Annotated in this window: 24 protein-coding genes and 1 tRNA gene; 11 read left to right on the top strand and 14 right to left on the bottom strand. The window is 69.9% G+C overall.

Translation table 11 applies throughout. The features are described from left to right. The first annotated feature begins 69 nt into the window (after window positions 1–69). The 5 genes from QOL69_RS01050 to QOL69_RS01030 all read left to right on the top strand — a co-directional run bounded on the left by QOL69_RS01050 (window position 70) and on the right by QOL69_RS01030 (window position 3,009). A complete protein-coding gene (locus tag QOL69_RS01050) occupies window positions 70–198 on the top strand; it encodes a hypothetical protein (protein WP_283401695.1) in 129 nt (42 codons plus the stop codon). Continuing rightward, window positions 165–428, top strand: coding sequence for a hypothetical protein (locus QOL69_RS01045; RefSeq protein ID WP_283401694.1), 264 nt, complete (start codon window positions 165–167; stop codon window positions 426–428). Before QOL69_RS01050 ends, QOL69_RS01045 begins: the two co-directional genes overlap by 34 nt. A 54-nt stretch (window positions 429–482) precedes the next feature. Beyond that, a complete protein-coding gene (locus QOL69_RS01040; RefSeq protein ID WP_283401693.1) occupies window positions 483–1,418 on the top strand; it encodes an acyltransferase in 936 nt (311 codons plus the stop codon). Window positions 1,419–1,931: 513 nt separating this feature from the next. Beyond that, window positions 1,932–2,525 (top strand): DJ-1/PfpI family protein, encoded by a 594-nt coding sequence (locus QOL69_RS01035; protein ID WP_283401692.1) that lies wholly within the window; start codon window positions 1,932–1,934, stop codon window positions 2,523–2,525. Between the two features lie 76 nt (window positions 2,526–2,601). Further along, complete coding sequence (locus QOL69_RS01030; RefSeq protein WP_283401691.1) at window positions 2,602–3,009, top strand: DoxX family protein; 408 nt, start codon at window positions 2,602–2,604, stop codon at window positions 3,007–3,009. A 341-nt stretch (window positions 3,010–3,350) separates the two neighbouring features. Here QOL69_RS01030 and QOL69_RS01025 read toward each other — a convergent pair whose 3' ends face one another. The 5 genes from QOL69_RS01025 to QOL69_RS01005 form a co-directional block, all read right to left on the bottom strand. Further along, a complete protein-coding gene (locus QOL69_RS01025) occupies window positions 3,351–4,427 on the bottom strand; it encodes a CNNM domain-containing protein (protein ID WP_283401690.1) in 1,077 nt (358 codons plus the stop codon). A gap of 78 nt (window positions 4,428–4,505) precedes the next feature. After that, window positions 4,506–5,828, bottom strand: a complete 1,323-nt coding sequence (gene hisS, locus QOL69_RS01020) for a histidine--tRNA ligase (protein ID WP_283401689.1) — start codon at window positions 5,826–5,828, stop codon at window positions 4,506–4,508. Window positions 5,829–5,929: 101 nt separating this feature from the next. Beyond that, entirely contained in the window at window positions 5,930–6,385 is a 456-nt protein-coding gene (locus tag QOL69_RS01015; RefSeq protein WP_283401688.1) for a ferritin-like domain-containing protein, read from the bottom strand. 173 nt (window positions 6,386–6,558) lie between these two features. Continuing rightward, window positions 6,559–7,152, bottom strand: coding sequence for a DUF7411 family protein (locus tag QOL69_RS01010; RefSeq protein ID WP_283401687.1), 594 nt, complete (start codon window positions 7,150–7,152; stop codon window positions 6,559–6,561). Further along, window positions 7,153–7,506 (bottom strand): DNA-binding protein, encoded by a 354-nt coding sequence (locus tag QOL69_RS01005; protein ID WP_283401686.1) that lies wholly within the window; start codon window positions 7,504–7,506, stop codon window positions 7,153–7,155. Window positions 7,507–7,647: 141 nt separating this feature from the next. Here QOL69_RS01005 and QOL69_RS01000 point away from each other — a divergent pair, with 141 nt between their 5' ends. Next, the gene (locus QOL69_RS01000; RefSeq protein ID WP_283401685.1) at window positions 7,648–8,793 is read left to right on the top strand and encodes a 60S ribosomal export protein NMD3; all 1,146 of its coding nucleotides are present in this window, start codon (window positions 7,648–7,650) and stop codon (window positions 8,791–8,793) included. 456 nt (window positions 8,794–9,249) lie between these two features. Here the strand turns inward: QOL69_RS01000 and QOL69_RS00995 are convergent, their stop codons facing one another. From QOL69_RS00995 to QOL69_RS00975, 5 genes are all read right to left on the bottom strand, one after another. Beyond that, window positions 9,250–9,441, bottom strand: coding sequence for a DUF7317 family protein (locus tag QOL69_RS00995; protein ID WP_283401684.1), 192 nt, complete (start codon window positions 9,439–9,441; stop codon window positions 9,250–9,252). 342 nt (window positions 9,442–9,783) lie between these two features. Continuing rightward, the gene (locus tag QOL69_RS00990) at window positions 9,784–11,697 is read right to left on the bottom strand and encodes a helicase C-terminal domain-containing protein (protein ID WP_283401683.1); all 1,914 of its coding nucleotides are present in this window, start codon (window positions 11,695–11,697) and stop codon (window positions 9,784–9,786) included. A 115-nt stretch (window positions 11,698–11,812) separates the two neighbouring features. Then, on the bottom strand, window positions 11,813–13,942 hold the full coding sequence (nasA, locus tag QOL69_RS00985) for an assimilatory nitrate reductase NasA (protein ID WP_283401682.1): 2,130 nt from the start codon (window positions 13,940–13,942) through the stop codon (window positions 11,813–11,815). Further along, a complete protein-coding gene (locus QOL69_RS00980) occupies window positions 13,939–14,136 on the bottom strand; it encodes a hypothetical protein (RefSeq protein ID WP_283401681.1) in 198 nt (65 codons plus the stop codon). Before QOL69_RS00980 ends, nasA (QOL69_RS00985) begins: the two co-directional genes overlap by 4 nt. A 22-nt stretch (window positions 14,137–14,158) precedes the next feature. After that, a complete protein-coding gene (locus tag QOL69_RS00975) occupies window positions 14,159–15,931 on the bottom strand; it encodes a nitrite/sulfite reductase (RefSeq protein ID WP_283404192.1) in 1,773 nt (590 codons plus the stop codon). Between the two features lie 455 nt (window positions 15,932–16,386). Here QOL69_RS00975 and nasA (QOL69_RS00970) point away from each other — a divergent pair, with 455 nt between their 5' ends. Next, a complete protein-coding gene (nasA, locus tag QOL69_RS00970; RefSeq protein WP_283401680.1) occupies window positions 16,387–18,489 on the top strand; it encodes an assimilatory nitrate reductase NasA in 2,103 nt (700 codons plus the stop codon). A gap of 509 nt (window positions 18,490–18,998) precedes the next feature. Beyond that, on the top strand, window positions 18,999–20,297 hold the full coding sequence (locus tag QOL69_RS00965; RefSeq protein ID WP_195155815.1) for an MFS transporter: 1,299 nt from the start codon (window positions 18,999–19,001) through the stop codon (window positions 20,295–20,297). A gap of 109 nt (window positions 20,298–20,406) precedes the next feature. Here QOL69_RS00965 and QOL69_RS00960 read toward each other — a convergent pair. Next, window positions 20,407–20,481, bottom strand: a tRNA-Glu gene (locus QOL69_RS00960). Between the two features lie 136 nt (window positions 20,482–20,617). Continuing rightward, on the bottom strand, window positions 20,618–21,694 hold the full coding sequence (locus tag QOL69_RS00955; RefSeq protein WP_283401679.1) for a M28 family peptidase: 1,077 nt from the start codon (window positions 21,692–21,694) through the stop codon (window positions 20,618–20,620). A gap of 108 nt (window positions 21,695–21,802) precedes the next feature. On the opposite strand from QOL69_RS00955, the gene QOL69_RS00950 reads away from it, so the two are divergent. After that, window positions 21,803–22,888 carry an Rv3195/Rv3626c family protein gene (locus tag QOL69_RS00950; RefSeq protein WP_283401678.1) on the top strand — a complete coding sequence of 362 codons (1,086 nt, stop codon included), beginning with the start codon at window positions 21,803–21,805 and terminating at the stop codon, window positions 22,886–22,888. A gap of 38 nt (window positions 22,889–22,926) precedes the next feature. On the opposite strand, the gene QOL69_RS00945 is transcribed toward QOL69_RS00950, so the two are convergent. After that, complete coding sequence (locus QOL69_RS00945; RefSeq protein ID WP_283401677.1) at window positions 22,927–23,352, bottom strand: SHOCT domain-containing protein; 426 nt, start codon at window positions 23,350–23,352, stop codon at window positions 22,927–22,929. A gap of 101 nt (window positions 23,353–23,453) precedes the next feature. Between QOL69_RS00945 and QOL69_RS00940 the strand changes: the two genes are divergently transcribed. Beyond that, a complete protein-coding gene (locus QOL69_RS00940) occupies window positions 23,454–24,107 on the top strand; it encodes a non-canonical purine NTP pyrophosphatase (protein WP_283401676.1) in 654 nt (217 codons plus the stop codon). A gap of 27 nt (window positions 24,108–24,134) precedes the next feature. Here the strand turns inward: QOL69_RS00940 and QOL69_RS00935 are convergent, their stop codons facing one another. Then, window positions 24,135–25,475, bottom strand: coding sequence for an aminotransferase class III-fold pyridoxal phosphate-dependent enzyme (locus QOL69_RS00935; protein WP_048078179.1), 1,341 nt, complete (start codon window positions 25,473–25,475; stop codon window positions 24,135–24,137). Between the two features lie 178 nt (window positions 25,476–25,653). Here QOL69_RS00935 and QOL69_RS00930 point away from each other — a divergent pair, with 178 nt between their 5' ends. Continuing rightward, a complete protein-coding gene (locus QOL69_RS00930; RefSeq protein WP_048078191.1) occupies window positions 25,654–25,866 on the top strand; it encodes a hypothetical protein in 213 nt (70 codons plus the stop codon). The last annotated feature ends 58 nt before the right edge of the window (window positions 25,867–25,924 follow it).

Raw genomic sequence — 25,924 nt, 5'->3', positions numbered from 1 at the left:
GGCGTGACCGCCGGTCCGGATCCGAGCAGACCGGTGAAATTTACGGGATCGGTCGCGTTCGTGGCCCGTATGGAGAACTCCCTCCGTCGGCGGCTCGACGCCATCGTCGGCCTGCTCGCGGTCGTCGCCCTAACCTATACCCGTCCCCGCGGACTCATCCGCGCATGGACGAGTCCCTCCACGACGCGCTCGACGTGATCGCCTTCCTGCTCGCGGTGATCGCCGCCGCCGCGCTCACGGACCTCACTCTCCGGTACGGTCCGATCGGTCTCATGGTCGCGGTGCTGTTTCTGATCGTGTTGGGCTTCGTCGGCGTCGCGATCGGGCCGGACCGCGACGGACTAGTCGACGGCGGCGACGGCAGCGACGGAGACGGCGACACGGGCGCGTCCCACAGAGGCGACCGACCGAGTAGCGACGCTCCCTGACGCCGCGGTCGCACAACCGAATCCCTTTGAGGCGTCGCGCCGAACGGAAGGGCAATGACGAAGCGACACGTGTCCCTGCCCGACGGCGCGGAGGCCGGGGTCCGAGGGTTCATCGACGAGGTGGACGAGCGGCTCTCCTCGGACGAGGACACCTGCGAGGTCGTCCGCGACGTGCTCGTCGACCTCCACGGCGACCGCGAGGCGTGGGATGCGTGGCAGGACGGCGAGTCCGTCTCGCGGGCCGAGCGCGTCCGCCTTCAGGGGTACGACCCGTGTAACGCGACGCTGGAATCGGAGTACTACGCCGAGAAGGACGAGGACCGCTTCCAGCGCTCAAAACACCTCCAGTGGCTCTGGCGGCAGTTCGACGCCACGCCGATGGCGGACAACGTCGAGTTCGCGCTCCGCTTCCGGCAGATGCTCGGCAACCACCTCTTCGCCGAGTGCGGAGACAACTGTCGGTTCTTCAAGGGTATCTCCGTCACCTACGGCCACAACATCGAGGTCGGCGACAACGTCGTGGTCCACGACGGCGTCCACCTCGACGACCGCGGGAAGCTGACGATCGGCGACCGCGCGTCGATCTCCGACGGCGTCCACCTCTACAGCCACGACCACGACATCGTCGACCAGACCACGGTCCGGAACTTCCACACGATCGTCGAAGCCGACGCCCGCGTCACCTACGACGCGATGGTTCGGGCGGGCTGCCGGATCGGCGAGAACAGCGTCGTCGGCGCGCGCTCCGTGGTCCAGGGCGACGTGCCCGACCATCACGTCGTCGTCGGATCGCCCGCCCGATCCGTCCGCGTCAAGCCCGGCTGGGAGTCCGCCGCCGAGGAATTAGAGGACGGGCGGCTGCCCGACAATCAGGACGACCGCGAGATCGAGTACGAACTCCCCGACGACCTCGATCAGTTCGACGAGTTCGGCCGGGACCTGAAGCCGCCGGACGTCGAGAACCCCTCGCCGCCCTCGACGGAACGGTAGGACGCTAAAACGCGTTTTCGCGAACAGCCTGTAGCGGCTGTCAGAAGGTGAGTCGATCGGTCAGACGGCGGTGTTCCTGCTCGTAAATTGCTGATCGGCACGAACCGTTCCGAAGCCCCAGCCGCGAGGCGGGCAGACGCTCGCTGTGCTCCTCGCTCGGTCGCTTCGCTCCCTCGCTGCGGTGCTTACGTCGTCATCAGAACGCTTCGCGTTCTGATTGGCTCACGAGAGCTTCGCTCTCGTGAACGCCTCTGCCCGCCTCGCGGCTGCCCCTTCGAGTCCCGCCCCGCAACCGCACAGCACCTCATGCCTCCCCAACCTCGTCAGTCGCCGTCGCTCCGCTCCGGCGACTGACTCCCTCACGCGGCGCTCCTCGGCCGCGATGCGGCCTCGGAGGCGCGCGCCACCGCGAACTGCGGTCGCGGTCGGTTGTCGAGATTAGTTCGTGGTGTGCTACCGCTCGCCAGTATCGTTATCTGCCAGCAGCGCGTATTCCGAGGTGGTATTACAAACATGACAGGACAGCAGATACTGATGATCGTCGGCGACTTCGGCGAGGACTACGAGATCATGGTGCCGTTTCAGGCGCTTCAGGCGGTGGGCCACGAGGTCCACGCGGTCTGCCCGGACCGGGAGAGCGGCGAGTCGGTCAAGACCGCGATCCACGACTTCCGGGGCGACCAGACGTACCTGGAGACCCGCGGTCACAACTTCGAACTCACGCACGGCTTCGACGAGGTCGACCCCGCGGAGTACGACGCCTTAGTCGTCCCCGGCGGACGCGCCCCCGAGTACCTCCGCGGCTACGACGAGGTGCTCGACGCGGTCCGACACTTCTTCGAGGCGGACAAGCCGGTCGCGTCGATCTGTCACGGCCCGCAGATCCTCGCGGCCGCCGGCGTCCTCGACGGCTACGAGATGACGGCGTACCCCGCCGTCAGGCCGGAGGTCGAGGCCGCCGGCTGCTCGTGGGTCGACGGCGTGACGACCGACGGGAACCTCGTCACCGGACAGGCGTGGCCCGACCACCCGGAGTGGATCGCGCAGTTCCTCGACCTGCTCGGGACGGAGATCGAGCACGGACCGGCGGCCGCGACCGCGGACTGACCGCGTCGGACAGGCTGTCCTCCGGCGGCTGCGGTCGACACCGCGATTTATGTCGTGCGCTACCGTTACACTAGCCATGAGCGACGACGCAACCGATTCGACGGACGACCTCAACCGCGGCGCGCCCTCCCAGCTCGGCCGCGTGCTGCTCGGGGTCGGCCTCGCCGCGCAGGCCTCGGAGGACTTCCGCGACATGGACGACACGGTCGAGTACGCCGAGTCGGCGGGCGTGCCGATGCCCGAGGTCGCCGCGCCGTTCGCCTCCGGGATGATGGTGGTCGCCGGAGCCGGCATCGCGCTCTGGCGGCTCCCGCGCGTCGCCACCGGTGCGGCGGTCGCGTTCCTGACGGTCGTGACCGCGACGATGCACGACTTCTGGAACGCCGACGAGGACGACGCGAGCGGCGAGCGACTCGCCTTCTTCGGGAACCTCGCGATGCTCGGCGGGGCCTTGGTGTTCCTGCGGGAGGCGTACAAGAACTGAGCGACGATACGGAGCGCTGTTCCGAACGGCCGGTTGATTGGTTATAGTCCGGTAATCTCGGAGCGACGGCAAACACCGCCGAAGCCCCAGCCGTGAGGCGGACAGACGCTCGTTGCGCTCCTCGGTCGTTCGCTTCGCTCACTCCCTGCGGTGCTTACGTCGTCTCTGTCCGCCTCACGGCTGCCCCTTCGAATCCCGCCCCGCACAGCACCGCAACCGCACCTCATACCTCCCCAGCCTCGTCGCTGGCGGTCTTCGCTCCGCTCAACCGCCAGCGACTCCCTCGCGCGTGCGGTTCGTGGCCTACCGGCCACTCACCGGCACGCGCCACCGCAGCGGATTTATAAGTCGCCCGCGTCCAGCGGGTCCTCCAACTGGCCCATCACCGCCTCCAGCGCATCGGTCGCGGTGATCAGCCCGACGACCGCGCCGTCCTCGATCACGAGCGCCAGTTCCTGTCGCTCCGCCTGGAACTGGTCGAAGGCGTCGCTCACGCTCGTCGCGGCCGAGACGGTCATCGGCGGGGCGGCGATCTCCGCGAACGTCGTCTCGCCCGCCCGGAGCTCGTCGAAGTGACTCACGATCGACGGCGCGTACACGATCCCCTCGAACGCCGTCAGGTCCGTGCCGACGAGCGGGAACCGCGCGTGCGGCGTGTCGCTGATGCGGTCGAGGTTCGCCTCGGCGGACGCGGTCGTCGACAGCGAGACGATCTCGTCGGCCGGCGTCATGACGTCGCCGACCGCCACCTCGTCGACGTCGAGCGCGGCGAGGACCTCCTGTCTGCGCTCCTCGGGCAGGTCCACTTCTTCCATCATCGAGCCGAGACGGGTGCGGAGCTGCGCGCGCGTCTCCAACACCTCCCCTTCGGTCTCGGTCCACGACCCGGTCATCTCGACGCCGAACAGCCGGAGCGTTCCCTTCGCGACCCGGTCGCCGAACGTGATCAGCGGGGAGATGAGCCACGCGAACCAGTAGAGGGGACGCGCGCCGTACTCGGCGACCTGCTTCGAGCGCTCGACGCCGAGGTACGTCGGCGTCTGCTCGCCGTGCGTGAGGTGGACCATGTTGATGAGGAAGAAGGCGAGGAGCGACCCGGCACCGGCGGAGGCGAGCGTCGTGTTCTCGAACACCGGTGCGAACACCGCCGCGAGCCCCGGCTCGGCGACGATACCGAGCGCGATGCTCGTGCCCGAGATCCAGATCTGGCAGGTGGTGAGGTAGAACTCCAGATCGTCGGTCATCTCCCAAGCGCGGCGCAGGCCGGGAGAGTCCATCTCCGACTCGGGGTACTGCCTGAGGCGGGTCAGTCCGAACTCGATCGCCACGAAGTACGCGTTGATCAGGATGAGGAAGACGCCGGCCGCGATCCGGAGGGCGACCTCGCCGGGGGGCATCGCCGTCGCGAGCGGGATCATCGTCCCCACGGTCTCGACGCGGGACGCAAAAGCGTTGAGGGACGGTCGGCGGTCGGCGAGGCGGACGGAGGTCGGGCGCTACTCGTAGTCCTCGTACGTCGGCAGTCCCTCCTCGGGCGGGAACTCTTCGACGGGAACCGTCGTCTCGTCGCCGCTCGACATGTCTTTCACCGTGTACTCGCCGTTCTCCAAGTCGCGTTCGCCGACCACGACGACGGTCTCGGCGTTGATCGAGTCGGCGTAGCCGAGCTGCGCGCCGAACGAACGGCCGGAGACGTCCTGCTCGACGACCACGTCGTCGTCGAGCGCGCGGAGGTCGTTCGCGAGCGCGGCCGCCTCGCTGCGCGTGTCGCCCACCGAGAGCACGTAGTAGTCGGTCGAAAGCTCCTCGTCGGGCCAGACGCCGGCGCGCTGACAGAGGAGCTTGAGCGTCGCGTGGCCGGGCGCGACCCCGACCGCGGGGGTGGGCTGGCCGCCGAAGCTCTCGATGAGGTCGTCGTAGCGCCCGCCGCCGAAGACGGAGCGGGACACCTCGCCCGTGGAGTCGAAGCACTCGAAGACGACGCCGGTGTAGTAGTCGAGTCCGCGGGCGGTCGTCAGCGACACCTCGCAGAACTCGCCCGCGCCGAAGTCGTCGGCGGCGGCGAGGACGTTCCGGAGGTTCTCGACCGCCGCCTCGACCTCCTCGCCGCCGGCCTCGGCGACGGCGTCGAGGTCCTCGACCGTCTCGACGCCCGAGATGAGGTCGTCGAAGTCGCGCGCGGTGTCGCGGGCGAGGCCCGCGTCGGAGAGCAGGCCGACGTACTCGCCGTCGTCGACCTTCGCGCGCTTGTCGACCGCGCGGATCGCGGCCTCCGTGTCGACCGCGCCGGGGTCGTCGGCGAGCGCGCGGACGAGGCCACCGAGGATGTCGCGGTGCGAGACGCGGAACTCGAAGTCGTCGCCGGTGAGTCCGAGGGACGTGAGCGCGTCGGCCGCGACGGCGAGCACCTCGGCGTCGGCCTCGGGGGCCGAGGAGCCGAACACGTCGATGTTCGTCTGGTAGAACTCGCGGAACCGGCCCTGCTGGACCTGCTCGTAGCGCCAGAACGGCCGGGTGGACATCCACTTGATCGGCTTCGACAGCTCTTGTCCCTTCGCGACGACCATCCGCGCGACGGTCGGGGTCAGCTCCGGCGTCAGCGAGACGCCGCGCCCGCCCTTGTCGTCGAAGGCGTACAGCTCCTCGACAATCTCCTCGCCGGACTTGTCGACGTACATCTCCGTCCGTTCGAGGGCGGGGGTAGCGATCTCGCGGAAGCCGTGCCGGCTCGCGGCGTCCTCGATGGCGTCGGTCACCTCGCGGCGGGCGGACTGCTCGCCGGGGTAGAAGTCACGGAATCCCTTGAGGCCGTCGTACATGGGCGTCGGTTCGACGAGCGCCCGCTTGAAAGCATCCTTTCGGGGCGGGAGCGCGATCGTCGATGCCCGGAATGTGTTCGACGAGACGCGGCTCGTCTCGGCTAGTCGTTCTGGTACTCCTTCTGGAACCCGCGGAACTCGGTCCGGTGGGCCTCCTCGTCGGAGAGGAGCGTCACGGCGAGGTCTTCGGTGACCGGGTCGTCGGCTTCCTCGGCGGCGTCGATCAGATCGTGGTACGTCGCGATCGCGCCCTCTTCGGCGTCGAGCACGCCGTTGATGACCGTCAGTACGTCGGTCGAATCCGCGGGCGGCTGTAGCGAGTCTTGCTTGGCCGTGAACTCGGCCGATCCCGGCGGGCGCGCGTCGAGCTGTTTGAGCCGCTGTCCGAGCTGTTCGGCGTGACCGAGCTCCTCTTGGACGTCCTGTTTGAGGCTCTCTTTGATCTCCTCGGCGCGGACGCCGTCGAGGACGATGGCGTTCGTCTGGTAGTTCATCACGGTCTCGATCTCGTCGGCATACGCCGTCTTCAGCAGGTCGACGACTCGTTCGGATGACATACTCGACCCTACGCCCGCGGGGTCGAAAGTAGTTCCGGCTATTGCGAGTCGACGGAAGTCCGCCGACCGCGCCCGGTGCGGCGCGCGGCGCGATCGGCCGCCGAGGAGGGGGCGCGAGGTGACCGGCCGCCGCGGGGGAGGGGACGGTCGGGGCTGACGAGGGAGGCCGCGACTCAGTCGTTCCGGCCGTGGACGTACGTCTGGTCGTGGTCCGGGAACACGTCGCCGACGGTCTCTTCGCCGTACTCGCCGGCGATGAGCGTCCGGAGCTCGTCCTCGTAGTCGGCCTTGGGGACCTCCTCGCTCGGGCCCTGCTGGACGTCGAAGGTGGCGTCGACGAGCTGGTCGACGGCGTGCCGCCCGAACCCGGAGAGCGGCGAGATGTAGTCGATCCCGTTGCGGTCTTCGAGGCTCTGCGCCTGCGCCCGCGACACCGTTGGGACGCGGTCGTCGCGGCGCGTCCCGTCGGCGATGGCGTCGACGTCGAGCGCGGCGATGGTCTCTAACGCGTGCTCGTGGACGCGCTGGATCCCGTTTCGGGGGTAGCCGTCCGCGACCATCGTCTCGGCGGCGCCCTCCGCTACCTCACGGTCGAGGTCGACGCGCTCGAACGGGAACCCCAGTTCGTCGGCCGCGCGCTCCGCGTGCTCCCAGTCATCCGTGAGTCCGAAGCTGCCGGTGACACAGCGGACGTCGTAGAACCGGTCGAGCAGGTGGGCGGCGAGCGAGGAGTCTTTCCCCCCACTGTACAGCAGCGCGAGCTCCATCTACCGGCGGCGGATGTCGAAGCTCTTCTGTTCGGGCTGAAGCTCCTTGAGGAGCTCGCGCATCTGGTCCTCGTCGATCTGTCCCTGAACGCGCCCGCTCTGTGCCAGCGCGGCGACCTGCTGTTTCACCTTCTCGCCGAACTGCGGTTTCGACATCTCGACGGCGTTGAGCCGCTGGCGCGCGCCGTCCGTGAGGTACTGCTTGAGCACGGCCTCCTGCTGCTGCTCGGCGCGCTCTTGGGCCTCCTTCTGGGCCTCGGCGGCGTCGCCCTCGCCGCCCTGTCGCTCGCGAAGCTCCTCCATCTTCTGTTCGCGCAGTTCCTCGAGCCGTTCGTCGTCGGGGTTGCCGCTCATACACGCCCGTTCTCGGTCCGTGCGAAAAACCATTTCGGAGGTCGAGACCCGCGCGGATCGCCCGGCTCCGCGCTCGCAGCCGGCGACAGCGACCGGCGCGGTCCGCGCCGCTTAAACGGGTCCTCGGCGTAGCCGCGGGCAATGAGCGAGTCGCGAGAGTTCTGTCCGCGCTGCGGCGACCCGGTCCCCGAGCGGCGCGACCCCCTCCCGGGCGAGCCGCGCGGGCGGGACGCGCTGCTCTGTGACGACTGCTACTTCGAGGACTTCGAGCTGGTCGACGCGCCCGACCGGATCGAGGTGCTGGTCTGTTCCGGCTGCGGCGCGGTCCGGCGCGGGGAGTCGTGGCGCGACGTGGGCGCGCGCGACTACACCGACGTGGCGGTCGACGAGGTCGCGGAGGCGCTCGGCGTCCACGTCGACGCCGACGACGTCGAGTGGGGCGTCGAGCCGGAGCAGGTGGACGAGAACAACGTCCGGATGCACTGCCGCTTCTCGGGGGTCGTGCGCGGGACGCTCCGCTCCGCGGAGGTGACGGTCCCCGTCAAGATCTCGCGGGGGACCTGCGACCGCTGCGGTCGCATCGCCGGCGGCTACTACGCCGGGATCGTTCAGGTCCGCGCCGACGAGCGCGACCTCACGCCCGCGGAGCGCGCCGAGGCGCTCGACATCGCCGAGACGTACGTCGCCGATCAGGAGGCCGACGGCGACCGCGAGGCGTTCATCACCGAAGTCAACGAGACGGACGACGGCCCGGACATCAAGCTCTCCTCGAACCGGCTCGCGCAGAACGTCGCGACGCGGATCACGGAGTCGCTGGGCGGGAGCTTCGAGTCGTACCCGACGCTCGTCACCGAGGACGGCGACGGCAACGAGGTGTACCGCGTCACGTTCGCGGTCCGGCTCCCGAAGTACGCGGACGGCGAGATCATCGACCCCGAGGACGGCGACGGCCCCGTCCTCGTCACCGGCGTCTCCGGCCGCCTCCAAGGCGTCCGCCTCGCCACGGGTGCCGAGTACACCTCCGCGTTCGCGGACGGAGAGGCCCCCGACGCGACCCGACTCGGGACCCGGGACGACGCGACGGAGACGACCGTGGTGACCGTCGAAGACGAGAACGCGATCCAGGTGCTCGACCCGGTCACCTACGAGGCGAAGACCGTGCCGAACCCCGCGTTCGTCGACGACGACGCCGACGAGGTCCTCGCGTTCGAACACGAGGGAGCGGTCCACCTCGTGCCGAGAGAGGGCGACGCTCCGACGGTGACGGGGCGTTCGGACTCGGAGTAAATATTCTACGGTCAGAACGCTTCGAGGACTGTTCCGCCAAGTCACTACAGTGGCGCGCGCCTGCGAGCGGTCGCCCCCGGCGACCGCGAGACAGCGTCGCGCGAGGGAGTCGGCGGCGACCAACGGGAGCCGCCGACGAGGCTGGGGAGGCGTGAGGTGCGGTTGCTGTGCGGGGCGGGAATCGAAGGGGCAGCACCGAGGGCGAACCTCGGCGACGTAAGCACCGCAGCGAGTGAACGAAGTGAACGAGCGAGGAGCGCAACGAGCCGCGGGAGTCCTCGGGGCTGGGGCTTCGGCAGTCGTGTCGATCAGCGATTTACGAACGCCTTCGAGCGACAAAGCGTTTCAAGCGGGGATGTCGCTGAAAGAGAGAATTTCGACAGAAACAGAAATCGATCATCCGTGGCGTTCTCGCATCTCTGCCGGGAGATGAATGCCGACCGAGAGCGCGACAGATCAGTCGGCGCGGGCGGGCTGTTCGTTGCCGAGCGCCGCGGCGCGCTCGGAGTCGGTCACCTCGATGCCCCGGCGTTCGAGCTGCTCGATGAACTCGGCCTCGCTGAGCCCCGCCTGCGCGGCCGCCTGTGACAGGGTCAGGGTTCTCGCACCGTACAGCGTCAGCGCACTCGACAGCCCGTTCGTGGCCATACACTCAGTAGTCGAGTGAGGGATTATGAAGGTTACTACTTCATTGAGGGACCTGATACACCTTATACGATATATATTGACGAGTGATCGAAACGGTGATAATAATACACGGAGCCACGGCTACCGGTTTCGCGGTCGTGTCAGGAGCGCGATCGCGCGCGTTCGGCTGTACAACCGTCGCCCGCAGGAGTTATGTCGCTCTACGGTCGAGACGCGGGCATGGACAGACAACAGCTCTTCGCGCTGTTCTTCGCGTTTCTCATGGTGAGCTCGATGGTCGCCTACGGCGTCTCCCTGCTGTAGCCGGCGAGAGATCCCCGCTCCGGTCGACGACTCCCGGATTCACCCGTCGCCCCAGACGTCGGACAGGGGGTGGTCCTTCCGTCGCTCGGCGTCCCGTTCCGAGCGGGTCCGGACCGAGCCGCCGTCGTCCGAGTCGGCCGCGGCGGTCGCGCCCGCGTCGCCGTCACCGTCGCGACCCCCTGAGCGGCCGTCGCCCGCACCGCTCGACCCGCTCGACTCGCTCGACCCGCCCGACCGGCGGCTCCGTCGCCGTCCCGCGCCCGCGCCGCGGGAGGGCGACGCGTCGATTCCGGCGAGCGCCGCCTCGGGGTCGAACGCCGGCAGCGACGGGGTGGTCATCGCGTCGACCTGATCGCGGAACCACGGGGGAGTGTCGGCCTCGGCGCGCTCGAAGAGGTCGAGCAGGGAGTCGTCCGCGAGGTACGTCGCGCCGTAATCGTCCGGGGCGCGGACGACCCGCCCGCAGGCCTGAATGACGGTGCGCAGCGCGGTGCGGTGGTACCACGCCCACTGGCCGTCCGCCAGCCGGCGGGCGACCCGCGAGTCGTTCGTGTTCCGGTACGGGGCCTTACACACCACCTGCCAGCGACACAGGTCACCTTTCAGATCCAGCGCCTCCTCCATCTTCACCGAGACGAACACCTCGGGGTCGGCGCTCGCCTTCCACGCCTCCAGCTCGGCGTCGCGGTTCTCGCGGTCGTGCCGCCTGACGCGCGCGGCGACGCCGAACTCGCCGAGGCGCTCGGTGAGCCGCTCGGCGATGTCGTACGAGTGCGCGTGGATCAGCCCCTTCTCGTCGGGGTGTTCGGCCATCAGGCGGACGATCAGGCGGGCGATCTTCGGGACCGTCTCGTCGCGGTGTTCGTAGGTCATCGATCCCTGCGTCACGTCGTACAGCGGCCGGTTTTCGAGCGGGAACGTGTGCTCGACGTCGACCAAGGCGACGTCGGCGGGGTCGAGTCCGACGCCGCGGCAGAACGCCTCCTTCGAGAGGATCGTCGCCGACAGCAGCGCGAACCGGTTCCCGCGGTCCCACACCGTGTGCCGGAGGTACCGCGCCGGGTCGAGCGGCTTGACGTCGATCGCCGACCCCTCGCCGCCCGGCTGGTCGACGACCCACGAGGTCGGCGACTCCGGGTCGCGGTAGTCCTCGAGGAACCAGCCGAGCTCGCTTATCAGCTCCTGGAGCCGGTCTCGGCGGGCGACCTCCTCGCGGTCGAGTTCCGGCCGCCCGACCAGCTCGTCTTTCGCGCGGATCGCCACGTCCCGGAGGGTCTCGACGAACCGCGCGGTCCGGTCGACCGCGTCCTCCTCGGGGCCGGCGTCGGCCTCGACGTCGGGGACGCCCACGTCGTCCCACACCGGGACGCGCTCGGGCGAGATCTCGATGGTGGCGTACATCTCGGACCACTCCGCGAGCCCGTGGGCCTCGTCGATCACGACGACATCGCGCTTCCGGAACACTTCGGAGCCGGCGGTGCGCATGAAGTAGGCGAGCGTCATCGCGGCGAAGCGGTTGCCGGAGGCGATCGCGCGGTCGGAGAAGTACGGGCAGCGGTGCCGGATCGAACAGTCGAACCCCTGCTGGCGGGCGCAGGGCGCGCGGTTCACGGGCGTGTCGTGCTCGCCGGGGAGCACGCAGTCGTAGTTCGACTTCCCGCGGATCACCGCCAGATCGTCGAGGAGCTCGTCGGCCTCGATGTCGTCTATCTGTGACACCTGTGGGGTCGTGTAGTACGCGCCCGTCGCCTCGCTGGGGGCCGCCTCGCCGGCGGTCTCGGCCGCGCCCATGATCGCCCGGGCGAGCAGCGACTTGCCGCTCCCCGTCGGCGCGCGCACCAGCACGACCCGGTTCCCGGCCGCGAACGCGTCGCGGATGTCGTCGAGCGCCTGCTCCTGTGCGCCGCGGAAGCTCGGCGCGGGGAACTCGTCGGGGATCCGGCTCGGGTCCACACGACGCCCTCGCGCGCTGGCGGAATTAAACCCTCGCTTGGCGGACCGAGCCCCGGACACCGCGCCGCGATCCGTCGCCTCGGGCACCGCGCCGCGACCCGTCGGCCCAGACCGGTCAGTCGTCGGCCGCCGCCTCGTGCGGCTCCGGCTCCTCGGCGGGGGTGTCCTCGGCCGCCGGCTCGATCCGGACCGCGCACTGCTTGAGGTTCGGTTCGTCGGAGCGCGGGTCGGTCGCCGGGAGCGTCACGGCGTTCGTCTCCGGGTGGTGGATCGGCAGCCAGACGACGCCGCGCGGGACGGCCGCGTCGGGGGTCAGCCGAGCGCGCACCCGACCCCGACGCGAGGCGAGCCGGACGGGCGACCCGTCCGCGTCCCCCTCGTCACCGAGCGTCGCGGCCGTGTCCGGGTGGACGCGGGCGACGGGGGTCGCCGGGTCGTCCGGGTCCCGAGACCGGACCCCGGTGTTGTACCCGTCGGGATCGCGGCCGGTCGTGAGGGTGAGCGGGTAGTCGTCGTCGGTCGGCTCCGGGACGCCGCCGTGCGTTCCGGTCGAGAACCGCGCCCGGCCGGAGGGCGTCTCGAACTCCCAGTCGCTACCTGTTGCGGCGTCGCCGTCTCCGTCGCCGCCCTCGTAGTACCGGTAGCCCCCCTCGGAGACCGGCGTCGGCGCGGGCCAGCGCACCGCCCGCTCCTCGTCGAGGCGGTCGTAGGAGAGGCCCGACAGGTCGGCCGGCGTGCCGGCGGTCAGCGCCGCGAACTCGTCGAAGACGGCCTCCGGGTCGGAGTCGCCGAGCAGCCCCGGCGCGAGCGCCTCGCCGACCGCCGCGATGATGTCGAGGTCGGTGCGCACGTCCGGCGCGAGGTCCGAGGCGGGTCGGACCCGGGAGACCCGTCGCTCCATGTTGATCGCCGTGCCCTCGGACTCGCCCCACGTCGCCGCCGGAAGCACCACGTCGGCCAGCGCCGTCGTCTCCGTGTGAAACGCGTCCTGCGCGACGAGGAACGCGTCCTCCAGCCGCTCGCGGGCGGCGGCGGCGTCGGGCAGCCCGGCGGCCGGGTTCGTCGCGACCGTCCAGACGGCCTCGACCGGTCCGTCGTCGACCGCCGCCACCGTGTCGATCGGGCCGGGACCGGTGTCGTCCGGCAGGCGGTCGACGGGGACGTCCCACGCCGCCGCGACCGTCCGGCGCTCGGCGGGGTCCGCGAAGCCGCGCATCCCCGGCCACGACCCCTTCGACGAGACCACCCGCGTGCCCATCGAGTTGGCCTGCCCGGTGAGCGAGAAGGGGCCCGTGCCGGGACCCATGTTCCCCGTCGCCAGACACAGGTCGATCAGGGCACCGGCCGTCGGGGTCCCCTGCGTGCTCTGGTTGACGCCCATTCCCCAGTAGACGAGCGTCGGGTCCGCGAGCGCCGCGGCGATCCGGTCGACGGTCTCGACGTCGACTCCGGCGGTCGCCGCCGCCGCGGCCGGGTCCGGGAGTTCGTCGAGCAGGGCGTCGAACCCGGTCGTCGCCTCGGCCACGAACGCCTCGTCGACGTCGCCGCGCTCGACGACGCGGGCGAGGACGGCCCGCGCCAGCGCCAGATCCGTCCCCGGTACCGGCGCGACGTGACGGTCGGCCGCCTCCGCGGTCTGCGTCTCGACGGGGTCGACCACGAGGAGCCGGCTCCCCTCGGCCTCGGCGCTCTCCGCGATCCACCGGAACATGACGGGGTGCGCCACCGCCGGGTTCGCTCCCCACACGACGTGCGTCTCCGCGTCCTCGATGTCGTCGTAGGTGGGCGGCGGCGCGTCGCTCCCGAAGGCGTCGTAGTACGCCGTGACCGCCGAGGCCATACACAGCGTCGTGTTCGCGTCGTAGAACCGCGTGCCGAAGCCGCCGCGGGCGAGCTTGCCCAGCGCGTACGCCGCCTCGTTCGTCTGCTGGCCGCTCCCCAGGACGGCCACGCCGTCGCGGGTCCGGTCCAGCGCTTCGCCGAACGCGTCCGCGACCCGCGACAGCGCCACGTCCCACGTCGTCGGGTGGAGGTCGCCGTCCCGCCGGACGAGCGGCCGGGTGAGCCACTGCCCCTCGGGGTCCGCCGTCTCCCGGATGCCCCGCGAGCACGCGAGGCCCCGGTTGACCGGGTGCTGGACGTCGCCGCGGACTCCGTCGATCCCGTAGCCGGCGTCGACCCGGCCGGTGAGGTGGCCGCAGCCGACCGCGCAGCGCATACACGTCGTGGGGACCGGGTCGTTCACGGGTCCCTCCGGCCGAGGTCCGCGCGGCCGTCCGAGGACGCCCGCGTCGCGTCCTCGCCGCCGTCGGCCGACGCCGGGAACAGTTCCGGGGCGACGTCCATCGGAGCCACCGGAACCGACTCGCACACGTCACTCGCCGCCTCGCGCTCGTCGTCCGCCGCCTCGCGCCGCCGTCCCGCGTTTGCGTCTGTCATCGGTGTGTCCGTCATCGGTGGATCAGTCGTCGCTCTCGGCCGCGGGGGACGTTCCGTCAGCGGCCGCCGCGGGACCGTCCCCGTCGGCGAACGGGTACCACGACTGCTTCGCGTCGTGGAGACAGGGGTCCTCGTAGTCGGTCTCCTCGGGTTCGGCCAGTTCGACTATCGCCTCGGTGCCCGTCGCCTCGACCCACTCCCGGAACGTCTGTCCCGCCTCGCGGTCGGCCGCGAACGCCTCCAGCAGGTTCCTCAGGAGGCCGGGGACCTCGTCGGCGGGCACGCGCTGGCGGACCCACTCGACGAACGAGGGGTCGGGACCGACGCCGCCGCCGACGCCGACGTCGAGCGCCTCCACCATCTGCCCGTCCTTTCGGGCCCGCATCCCTTGAAAGCCGATGTCGGCGGTCATCGCCTGTCCGCAGTCGGCGGTACAGCCCGAGTAGTGCAGCTTGACCTGCTGGACGTCGTCCGGGAGGTCGACGTTCGCGCGCAGCCAGCGGAGCATCGCGGCCATCCGCGCCTTCGTCTCGGTCAGCGCCAGCGAGCAGAACTCCGTACCCGTACACGCCATCGCGCCGCGGGTGAAGACGTTTGGCTCCGGCGTGTGGGTGTCGAGCAGGTCCGCGGAAAGCAGCGCGTTGAGCTCCGACTCGGGCACGTCCACGATCAGCGGGTTCTGCCGCCGAGTGAGCCGAACCGCGCCCGAGCCGTGTTCGTCGGCGAGGTCGGCGAGTTCGATCGTCTCCGCGGCGGTCAGCCGCCCGATGGGGACCGAGAGGCCCACGTAGTAGTCCCCGTCGTTCTGCTCGTGGACGCCGACGTGGTCGTGTTTCCCCTCGTCGGGGGACTTCCCAGCGTTGTAGGTGTACTCCTCGCGGAGGTCCTCGCCGGCCGTACGCAGTTCGAAGTCGACGTATTCGTCCTGAAGCAGTTCGCGGATCGCCTCGGTGCCGCGCTCGTCGACGAAGAAGCGGCTCCGGTTGTTCTGGCGGTTCTCGCGGTTCCCGTGGTCGTGGTACAGTTCCACGAATCCGCGGACCACGTCGTAGGCGCGGTCGGGTTCGACGAACACGTCGAGGCTCCGGGCCCGGCGCGGCTCCCGGCCGCCGAGCCCGCCGCCGACGCGGACGTTAAAGCCGCGGACCGCCTCGCCGTCGACCGCCTTCTCGGCCGGTTCGAGACCGATCCCGTTGATCGAGTCCTGCGCGCATCCCTCGCGGCAGCCGGTGACGCTGATGTTGAACTTCCGCGGCATGTTCGCGAGCGCGTCGTCGTCGCGGAGCTTCGCCTTGATCTCGTCGAGGACGGGCTGGGCGTCGACGAACTCCGCCTTGTCCCGCCCGGCGACCGGACAGCCCGAGATGTTCCGCATCGTGTCGCCGCCGGCGGACCGCGAGGTGACGCCGACGCCCTCCAGCTTCTCCCAGATCTCGGGGACGTCCTCCAGCTTGAGCCAGTGGAGCTGCACCGACTGTCGGGTCGTGAGGTCGATCCACGCGTCGCCGAACTCGGGGTTCGCGACCGGACCGGCCGCGTACTCGCGGGCGATCTCACCGATCGCGCGCAGCTGTCCCGGTTTGAGGACGCCGTTGGTGTTCGCGAGCCGCATCATGAAGTACCCCTCCTGCCCGGAACGCTGGTGGAAGACGCCCCAGAACTTGAACCGGGAGAACCACATGTCGCGTTCGTCCCCCGGGATCGACTCCCAGCCCTCCTCGGCGAACTCGACGATCTTCTCGCGGACCTCGTCGCCGTACATCCCGTCTTTCCACTCTTCCTTCTTGTTCGCCATCAGCGACCACCCGCGGCGGCCGGTGTTTCGGACGGCCGCGACGTATTGGTTGATTGCTTCATTTTCACGGTGTATCATTCACAGTAGAGCATAAAATACTGACTGTTTAAAAAATACAGAAATTATTGGGCGATCTCTGTGAAATACACGCCGGCGCGCACGACCCCAGTTGAATCCATATTGAAGAAGAAGAAATTTAATTCGGAGAAGTTTCGATCGCCGAATCTTCACAGTTCCGTAATGACACGGTTTATAATCATAAACAAGGGTTATCTATGGTCCAAGTTACCAAACGGTTGAACGGCGAATGACAGAATGATCGAACAGGAAGCGTCACGACCGACTGAACGGTGCGAGACCGCGGCCGGAACGGCCGGCCGGCGGAACGGCGGATCGATTGACGGAGCGCCCGGTGGATCGATCGACGGAGCGCCCGGCGGAGCGGCGGGGAAACGATGACCGATCGACGGCCGACGACGTGTATGCGGTGTGCGGTCGGCTGCGGGTACCTCCAGACGGGCGCGGACGACGGGTGCGGCGTCGACGTCAGCGGGAACCCCGACCACCCCACGAGCGCCGGGCTCAAGTGCCAGCGCGGGGTCCGCGAGACGGTTGATCCGGACGCCGAGCGCCTGACCGAGCCGCTGATCCGGCGCGGCGGCGAGCTCCGGCCGACAGACTGGGACACCGCCCTCGGCGTCGTGACGACGCGGCTCGTCGAGGCCCTCCGGCGGGACGCGGACAACGTCGCGGTCCTGGGCAGCGGGCAGCAGACGAACGAGGCGGCGTACGCCTTGGGGAAGGTCGCGCGCGGCGCGTTCGGGACGCGGTACTACGACGCGAACACGACGCTGTGTATGGCCTCCGCCGTCGCCGCGTACTACCAGGCGTTCGGCAGCGACGCGCCCCCGCCCACCTACGACGACGTGCCGCTCGCCGACACGCACGTCGTGTGGGGGGCGAATCCCGCGGTCGCGCATCCGGTGTTGTACCGCTGGATCGCCAACAGCGCGGCCGACGGCCGGCTGATCGTCGTGGACCCCGTGGAGACGAAAACGGCGGCCGACGCCGACGTCCACGTCGCGCCGGAGCCGGGGACGGATCTGGCGCTGGCCCGCGCCGTCCTCACCCGCGTCGTCGAGCGCGACGGCGTCGACGAGCGCTTCGTCGACGCCCACACCGAGGGGTTCGACGAGACGCGGGCGGCGCTGCCGGACGTCGAGACGGCCGCGGCGACGGCGGGGGTCGACGTCGAGACCGTCGAGCGGATCGCGGCGGCCCTCCACGCCGACTCGCTCGTGTACTGGGGGATGGGCGTCAACCAGAGCATCCAGGGCACGGACACGGCGCGGGCGCTCATCGACCTGTGTCTGGCGACGGGCAACGTGGGCCCGGGGACCGGCCCCTTCTCGCTCACCGGACAGGCCAACTCGATGGGGAACCGCGTCTGCGCCTCGAAGGGGACCTGGCCCGGCCACCGCGCCTTCGACGACCCGGACGAGCGGCGGGAGATGGCGAAGTTCTGGGGCGTCCCGCTGAGCCGGCTCCCGGAGTCCGCGGGCCCGGGGTTCGTCCGCATCGTCGACGAGCTCGCCCGCGACAACGTCGATGTCTGCTGGACGGTCGCGACCAACCCGGTCGCGGGGATGCCCGACGCCGGCCACGTCAGGGACGCCCTCTCGGAGACGTTCCTCGTCGTCCAGGACGCGTTCCGCTCGGACACCGTCGAGTGCGCCGACGTGGTCCTCCCGGCGGCGACGTGGGGCGAGTCCGCGGGCACGACGACGAACATGGAACGGCGCGTCTCGCGGGTCAGTGCCGCCGTCGACCCGCCCGAGGGCGTCCGACAGGACGTCGACATCATCGCCGCGATCGGGAACCGGATCCACCCCGGGCTGTTCGACGCCCCGCCGCTCGACCCCGAGTCGCTCTTCGAGGAGGTCCGCGAGCTGACCGCGGGGACGAACGCGGACCTGTCCGGAATCTCCTACGACCGGCTGGACGACGAGCTGGCCGTGCGCTGGCCCGCGCCCGACGCGGACGGCGAGGGCAGCTACCGGTACTACGACGGCGACGCCGACGCGGACGGTCGGTGGTCGTTCCACACCGACTCCGGCCGGGCGCGGTTCTCGACCGCGACGCACGGGCGCGTCCCCGAGCCGACCGGCGACGACTATCCGCTCACGCTGACGACCGGCCGGACCGACGGCGTGTACAACACCGGGATGCGGACCCGCGGCGAGGGCGGCGAGGCCGGTACGGGACCGCCGACCGCGCGGATCCACCCGGAGACGATCGCCGAGCTGCTCCCGGCGTTCGACCGCGGCCGCACCGTCCTCGCGTCCCGGCGCGCGGAGGTCACGGTGGCCGTCGCTCCGAACGACGGCGTCCCGCCGGGAATGGTGTGGCTGCCGATCCACAACGCGGCCGCCAACGAGCTGACGCTGTCGGCGGTCGACCCGGACTCCGCGGAGCCGAACCTCAAGCAGTGCGCCGTGGCGCTGCGCGCGCCGGAGCGGTCCGACCCGGAGCGCGACGAGGTCGCCGCCCCGCGGTAGGGGCGACCGGCGCGAGTCGCCCCGGTCCGAACGCCGCCACCGAGCGGAGAATCGACCGAATAACGCCTAAAACAGTCATTTTCACCGATTCGAATCGGCTCGTCGGCCCGCGCTCAACCACGCCGGACGTCCGGGATATTTTGTTATCGATCGTGTTGTTTCGAGTCGTCGACGAAGAGCGCGCCGAAGTTGACAGAATTTAATTCTTACCTTTAATTCTGTAATAATATTGTACCGACACGCGCGGTTAACCATCGGTCGAAACACGACTCAGATGTGTATGTTCGGTCAGCGAACTCCTTATTAAATCGGAGTATATTCGGCTAAGACGTGAGAAACAACAAATTCATCGGGACCTCATTCGATTCCGTGCGGATGTCACGTAGCGAGTTGACCGATCGGTTCCCGTCCCGGCAACGCGTGGTCGATCCGTTCGACGACCGGGCGGTCAATCCCGTCGACCACCGGGCGAGCGCGTCGGAGGGGATCGCATGAACAGCCCGATCGAGATGACGAAGTACCGGACGCTGCTGCTCGCGACGGTCGGATTCAACTTCTCGTTCCTGATCTGGTTCTCGTTCGCGCCGTTCACGGGGCCGATGGCCGAGGAGTTCGGGCTGTCGGTCGCGGAGATCGGGATCTTGGCGAGCGCGGCGATCTGGCTCGCGCCGTTCGGCCGGATCCTGACGGGGTGGCTCTCCGACAAGTTCGGCGCGCCGGCCGTCTTCGCCATCGTCTTAGCGTACGTCGGCGTGTTCTCGATGTGGAGCGCGGTCGCGGAGTCGTACGCCGTCTTCTTCGGCACGCGGCTGATCGTCGCGACGGCCGGGATCACCTTCGTCATCGGGATTCAGCACGTCTCCGAGTGGTTCGACGAGGCGGAGCTCGGCACCGCCGAGGGGATCTACGCCGGGATCGGGAACGCGGGCGCGGCCGGCGGCGCGCTGCTGCTCCCGCGGGTGTTCTCGACCGGCTGGGACGGCCCCCTGTTCAGCGTCAACTGGCGGGCCGCGTTCTTCTACACCGGGGTCGTCTCGATCCTGCTCGCCGTCGTCTACTACGTGTTCGGCGAGGCCGCGAAAAGCGACGAGAAGCGGCGGGCGACTGCCGAGGGCGCGAGCTTCAAAGAGTGGGTGTTCACCGCCACGCGGTACGGGACGGTCGTGCTCGCGTTAGCGTACGTGATGACGTTCGGCCTCGAACTGTCGATGAACGGCTGGCTCGCGACCTACTACCGCGAGGGGTTCAACACGGAGAACCTCGTCCTCGCCTCGACGTTCGCGGCGACGTTCTCCGTCGCGGCCGGCCTGCTGCGCCCGATCGGCGGGTACGTGAGCGACCGGCTGGCCCGCGCGGAACGGAACATCCTCCCGATATTCCGGGGGCGGTACCGCGAGCAGTGGACGTTCGTCTCGCTGTGTTTCGTCGTCGTGACGATGTTCGCGATGACGCTCGCTGGGCTGAGCGGGCGGGTGGCACTCGCCGTCGGCACCGGGTTCCTCGTCGGGATGGGCTGTGCGTTCTCCGAGGGAGCCATCTTCGCGCAGGTGCCCGCGATGTTCCCGAACAGCTCCGGGGCGGTCGCGGGCGTCGTCGGCGGCGTCGGCACCGTCGGCGGGATCGTCTACCCGCTCGTCTACGCCGCGCCGTTTCTCCCGAACCTCCACCTCGGCTACTCGATCGTCGCCGTCACGATGGTCCCGATCGTGCTGCTGACGGCGTGGGTGTTCCAGCCGCACGTCGCCGAGCGGGCGACCGACGCCGGGTTCGTCGGGGACGACGAGTCGGCGGCCGTCGCGGACGACTGATCTGGCGCGGCCGACCCGGTACAACCGACCGACACGGGGCGGCCAACCCGGCGCGGTCAAGACGGGACGCGTCGCTCTAAGAGAGTTCAGCGCGCGTCGTTCGAGAAAATGCTCCGGCTGGGATTCGAACCCAGGTCATCACCGTGAGAGGGTGATATGATTGGCCGGACTACACCACCAGAGCACGTCCGTTCGTCGCAATCTACGGTAGGAAAGACGATACTAAAACAGTTCCGCTTCGACGCCGCCGTGCCCCGGTTTGTCGTGGCGAACCGACCGAGAGCGGACGGATCTCGGAGCGGGCTCCGACGGCGAGCGAGTCAGACGTCGACGGCGAACGGGTTCGGCGTCGAGTCGGCGTCGCCCGCGGCAGATCCGATCGCGGCGAGGAGGTCGGCGACCGCGTCGAGGTCCGTCGTGTCGATCACCTCGACCGGGGTGTGCATGTAGCGGTTCGGGATCGAGACGTTGAGCGCCGGCGTCCCGCCCCGCGTCGTGTAGAACGCGTCCGCGTCGGTGCCGGTCCGGGTGCCGGCCGCCTGAAGCTGGACGTCGACGCCGGCTCTCTCGGCCGCGTCGCGCGCGAGGTCGACGAGGACCGGGTGGTTCGCGCTGCCCCGCCCGATCACGGGGCCGGCCCCGAGTTCGACCGGGCCGCGCCGCTCGCGGTCCACGTCGGGGGTGTCCGTGGCGTGCGTGACGTCGACCGCGACGAACGCGTCGACGTCGTCGAGGTCGACACCGACCATCCGCGCGCCCTGGAGGCCGACCTCCTCCTGGACGGTCGAGACCGCGTAGACGGTGGCTTCGACGTCGCGCTCGGCGGCGCGCCGGAGGCCCTCCGCGGCCGCCCACGCGCCGGCCCGGTTGTCGACCCCGCGGGCGGCGATCCGGTCGCCGACGAGCTCCTCGACGCCCGTCGAGAACGTGACCGGGTCGCCGACCTCGACGTGCTCGCGCGCCTCGTCGGCGTCCTCGGCACCGACGTCGACGAACTGGCCGGCGATCTCCTCGTACTCGTCGTCGTCGCCGTCGCGCAGGTGGATCGCGGTCTGGCCGATCACGCCCTGAACCGGCTCCTCCGCGTGGACCGTGACGTGTTGGCCCTTCGAGACGGTGCGGTCGGCACCCCCGATGCGCGCGATGCGGAGGAACCCGTCGTCGAGCACGTCGCGGACGATGAACCCGATCTCGTCGGCGTGGCCGGTGACGGCGACCGTCGGCGCGTCGGGGTCGCCCTCGTGGACCGCGACGGCGTTGCCGTACGCGTCGGTGTCGACCCGGTCCGCGAACTCGCGGACGTAGTCGGTCCAGACGCGTTGTGCGGCGGTTTCGAAGCCCGAGGGACTCGGCGTCGCGAGGAGGTCGTCGAGGAACGCTCGGCGCGTGTCGTCCATGCGTGGGGCTGTGTGGGGTCCGGCAAGAAAACGTCGGATCCGGCTCTCCGGGGCCCGCAGAGGGCCGGCCGACACAAGCGCTTTGAGGCGTCCGCCCGTCGGATCGGCATGGACATCCTCCGAAGCGTCCGGGCCGTCGCCGAGGCCGAGGGACCGGGCGTCGTGGACTGGGACCGGGCCGCGTCGGCCGCGAAGAGCGCCACCGACCCCGGATCGATCGCGCTCACCGACGCGGAGCGAGCGGGGTACGCCGAAGACGTCCGCGACGCCCGCTCGCGGCTCTCGACTGTCGCCGGAATCGACTTCGACGTGCCCGACACCGTCGAGGTCCAGAACCGCCACCACTGGATCGACGCGAGCGTCGGCACGTTCCGGCGCGTGATGGGTCCGATCGAGACGGCCGCGGCCGAAGACGCCGGCGGCGGTCTCGGTGGCGACCCCGGCGACAGCCCCGTCGGCTCCGACGCAGAAACCGGCTCGATGGACGTGATGCCGGACGCCTCGACCGGACCGGTCGGGTCGACGCCCGGGGCCGCGTTCGCGCAGGACCTCTCGCGGATCGCCAACACCGGGTCGATGGCGTTCGCGCTGGGCTTCCTCGCGCGGAACGTCCTCGGCCAGTACGACCCGCTCCTGCTCGCCGACGAGCCGGACGCCGACCACGGGCTCTACTTCGTCCACCCGAACATCGTCGCGGTCGCGGCCGCGCTCGACGTGGAGTACCCCCGGTTCCGCCGCTGGATCGCGTTCCACGAGGTGACCCACGCCGCCGAGTTCGGCGCGGCACCGTGGCTCCCGGAGTACCTCGAGTCGCGCGTCGAGCGCGGGATCGAGGGGATGACCGGCCGCGGCCTCGACCCCGACGCGTTCGCGGAGCTACAGACCGCGATGACCGCCGTGGAGGGGTACGCCGAGGTGCTGATGGACCGCGCGTTCGACGGCGAGTACGCGGACCTCCGGCGGAAGCTCGACGACCGCCGCGGGGGCGGCGGCCCGGTGCGCCGGCTCGCGCAGCGCCTCCTCGGACTGGGGCTCAAGCGTCGGCAGTACGAGCGCGGTGCTGCCTTCTTCCGGCACGTCGCCGACGAGCGCGGCGTCGAGGCCGCGGGGGCGGTCTGGGAGCGCGCCGAGAACCTCCCGACCGCGGCCGAGATCGACGACCCCGAGGCGTGGATCGTCCGCGTCGACCCCTGAAACACCGACGACACCGTCCCGTCTCGGACGACCCCGGCTCACTCCAGTTCGAACTCGCGCTTGCGGCCCGCGCCGGACGCTCCGGACGCCGATCCGTCGGACTCGACGCGGTCGAACCGCTCGTCGAGGTCCTCCGTCGCCAGCAGGCGGTCGAGCTTCCGCTCGAACTCGGCCTCGTCGATCTCGCCGGTTGCGTACCGTTCGCGAAGCGCCGCGACAGGGTGTTCGGCCGTCGTCGACCGGCTGACGGCGGTGTCAGCCTCGTTTCCGGACGCGACCAGCGGGAACTGGTCGCCGAGGACCCAGATCAGCGGGATCAACACGAAGAACCCGAGGATGAACGTGGCGGGGATCAGCGCTCCCAGCACCTCCGGGAGCAGGACGGCGAAGAGCGACGTGAGTCCGAACGAGAGTACTCCGACGAGGGCGGTGAGCCGCGTCTTTCCGAACGTGGGGAGGGCCATGAATCAGTGATTTGGTCACGTTGACAAAAACGTACTGCCACCGACCGACTTCCCCGCCCGCGACCGACGGCTATTCGTCGGGCGCGCACCCACGCCGATCCGTGCTCAGGTACGTGACGACGAACCCGGGGAAGGTGCGCGAGGCGGAGCGGTACCTCCCGGACGGCTCGGTGGAGCGACTCGACTTCGACTACACGGAGATCCAGGCCGACGAACTCGGCCCGATCGCGGCACAGGGGGCCCGCGAGGCGTACCGCCACGCCGACGCGCCGGTCCTCGTCGACGACGCCGGGATGTTCGTCGAGGGGCTCGACGGCTTCCCCGGCCCGTACTCGTCGTACGTCGAGGACACGCTCGGGGTCGAGCGCGTCCACGAGATCGCCGCCGACCTCGACGACCGGCGCGCCGCCTTCCGGTGTGTCCTCGGCTACTGCGACGGCGAGGGGTTCGCCGCGAGCCCGGACCCGGTCGACCGCGGCGACCGCGACGCGGCCGCGGCGGCGGGACCCGAAGGAGACGAGAGCGCCGGCGACGCGGACGACGCTGACCGCGCCGACCCGCTCCCCGTCAAGCTGTTCGAGGGGTACGTTCCGGGCCGGATCGTCGCGCCGCGGGGCGACGGCGGGTTCGGCTACGACCCGATCTTCGAACACGACGGGGAGACGTTCGCGGAGATGAACACCGACCGGAAGAACGCGGTTTCACACCGGGGACGGGCGCTAGAGAAGTTCGCGGAGTGGTACGCGGACCGCTAGGCGGGAGCCGCAGCCGGCACAGTCGGATCAGGCCGCCTCGGCGATCGCGTCGGTCAGCAGGTCGGCACCAAGGTCGATCTCGCGTTCGGTGACGTCGAGCGGCGGGAGGATCCGGAGGACGTTGTGGCCGCACGCCAGCGTGAGGAGTCCGCGCCCGAAGGCGTTCTTCACGACCGCGTCGCGGCGCTCCTTCGTGTCGAACTCGACGGCGAGCATGAGTCCCTTCCCGCGGACATCCTCGACGGGGTCGAGGTCGGCGTCGCGCATCGTCTCTTTGAACTGGCGGCCGCGCGTCACGGCGTTGTCCATGAGGTCGGCCTCCTCGATGGCGTCGAGCGTGAGCGCGCCCTGCGCCGAGGCGATCAGGTCGCCGGCCCCCCACGTCGAGGAGAGGCGGCCGGTCTCCTCGGGGAAAACGTCGGAGCGCGAGACGGTCGCACCCACGCGGAGCCCCTTCGCGCTCGCGATCACGTCCGGTTCGTAGGCGTAGTGGTCGGAGCCCCACATCTCGCCGGTGCGGCCGACCCCGGACTGGATCTCGTCGGCGATCAGCGTGATGTCGTGTTCGTCCGTCAGCGCCGCGATCTCGTCGGTGAACGCCTCCGAGGGGAATCGGTAGCCGCCCTCGCCCTGGATCGGTTCGAGGATGAGGTAGGCCACGTCGTCGGGGTGGACGTTCCCCCGCTTCGGGTCGAGCTTCCGGCGCAGCCGCGAGACGCCGTCCGCAAAGAAGCCGCACGAGCAGGTCTCGGCCGAGCAGGTGCGGTCGTCGCAGTAGGGGACGTCCATCACGCCGCTCACCTCCGGGAAGTCGCGGCGGTACACCGCCTTCGATCGGTTCAGGGAGAGCGCGCCGAGCGTCCGGCCGTGGAACGCCCCGTCGAAGGTGATCGCGTACTTCGCGCCGTCCGACTCGTCGTAGGCGATCTTGATCGCGTTCTCGACCGCCTCCGCACCGGAGTTCGAGAGGAAGACGGTGTCCATGTCGTAGTGGGCGGTGAGGTCCGTCAGGCGGTCCATAAGTCCCGAAGAGCCGGGCAGTCCGTCGTCGGGCGTGGGGCCGCCAGCGGCGTAGAAGTCCTGTCCGGCGATCTTCAGCGGGTCGACGAGGTCGAACTCCTCCAGTCGGTCCATGATCAGGGGGTTGTTGTAGCCGAGCGGCGCGGCGGCGACGTGGCTGGTGAAGTCCATGAGGACGTTGCCGTCCACGTCGGTACAGAACGGACCCTCAGCGGGGGCGGTGCGGTCCCAGACGAACTCGTAGACGTAGGTGCTCGGCGCGGCCGACTCGTGGTGGTACTCGACCCACTCCCGAGCGCGCTCGCCCGGGAGGTCGTCGACGGCGGGCGTGGCGGTGTCGCGGTCCATGGGTCCGAGTGGCACGCGAATAAAATAAGTCCGGGGCGATCGCGAAACGGTTGGATATTTCTCCAACTGGGCTTCGTGGGTTCGGAGAGTGTGGGAGTGCGCGGCGTCCGGCGTTCGGGACGCCGGGAAATCGGATCGGAACACAGTTGTCCGAACGGGTACGAGGATCGGTGTTCAGATGACCGAAAGCAACGGTTCCGACCGCGCCCGCAGTCAGCCGGTCGTCGTTCAGGAGGACACCCATCAAAACGAGATCCCGGAGAACATCGACTCGGAGCTGTACTCGGCGGACAGCCCGAGCAACTCTTTCCACGAGTTCAGGATGGAGCCGGGCGACGACCTCGTCGAAGCGCTCCGCGAGAACGGCCACACGGTCGTGTTCAGGGACTAATCCGGGGCCGACACCGCGCCGACGCGCGGCCGACCCCGTACGACTTTGAAGATCCGTC

This window comes from Halorubrum sp. DM2, from assembly GCF_901686465.1.
GTDB lineage: Archaea > Halobacteriota > Halobacteria > Halobacteriales > Haloferacaceae > Halorubrum.
Note: the sequence above shows the minus strand (reverse complement) of the source record. Positions and strands in the feature narration are given on the sequence as shown.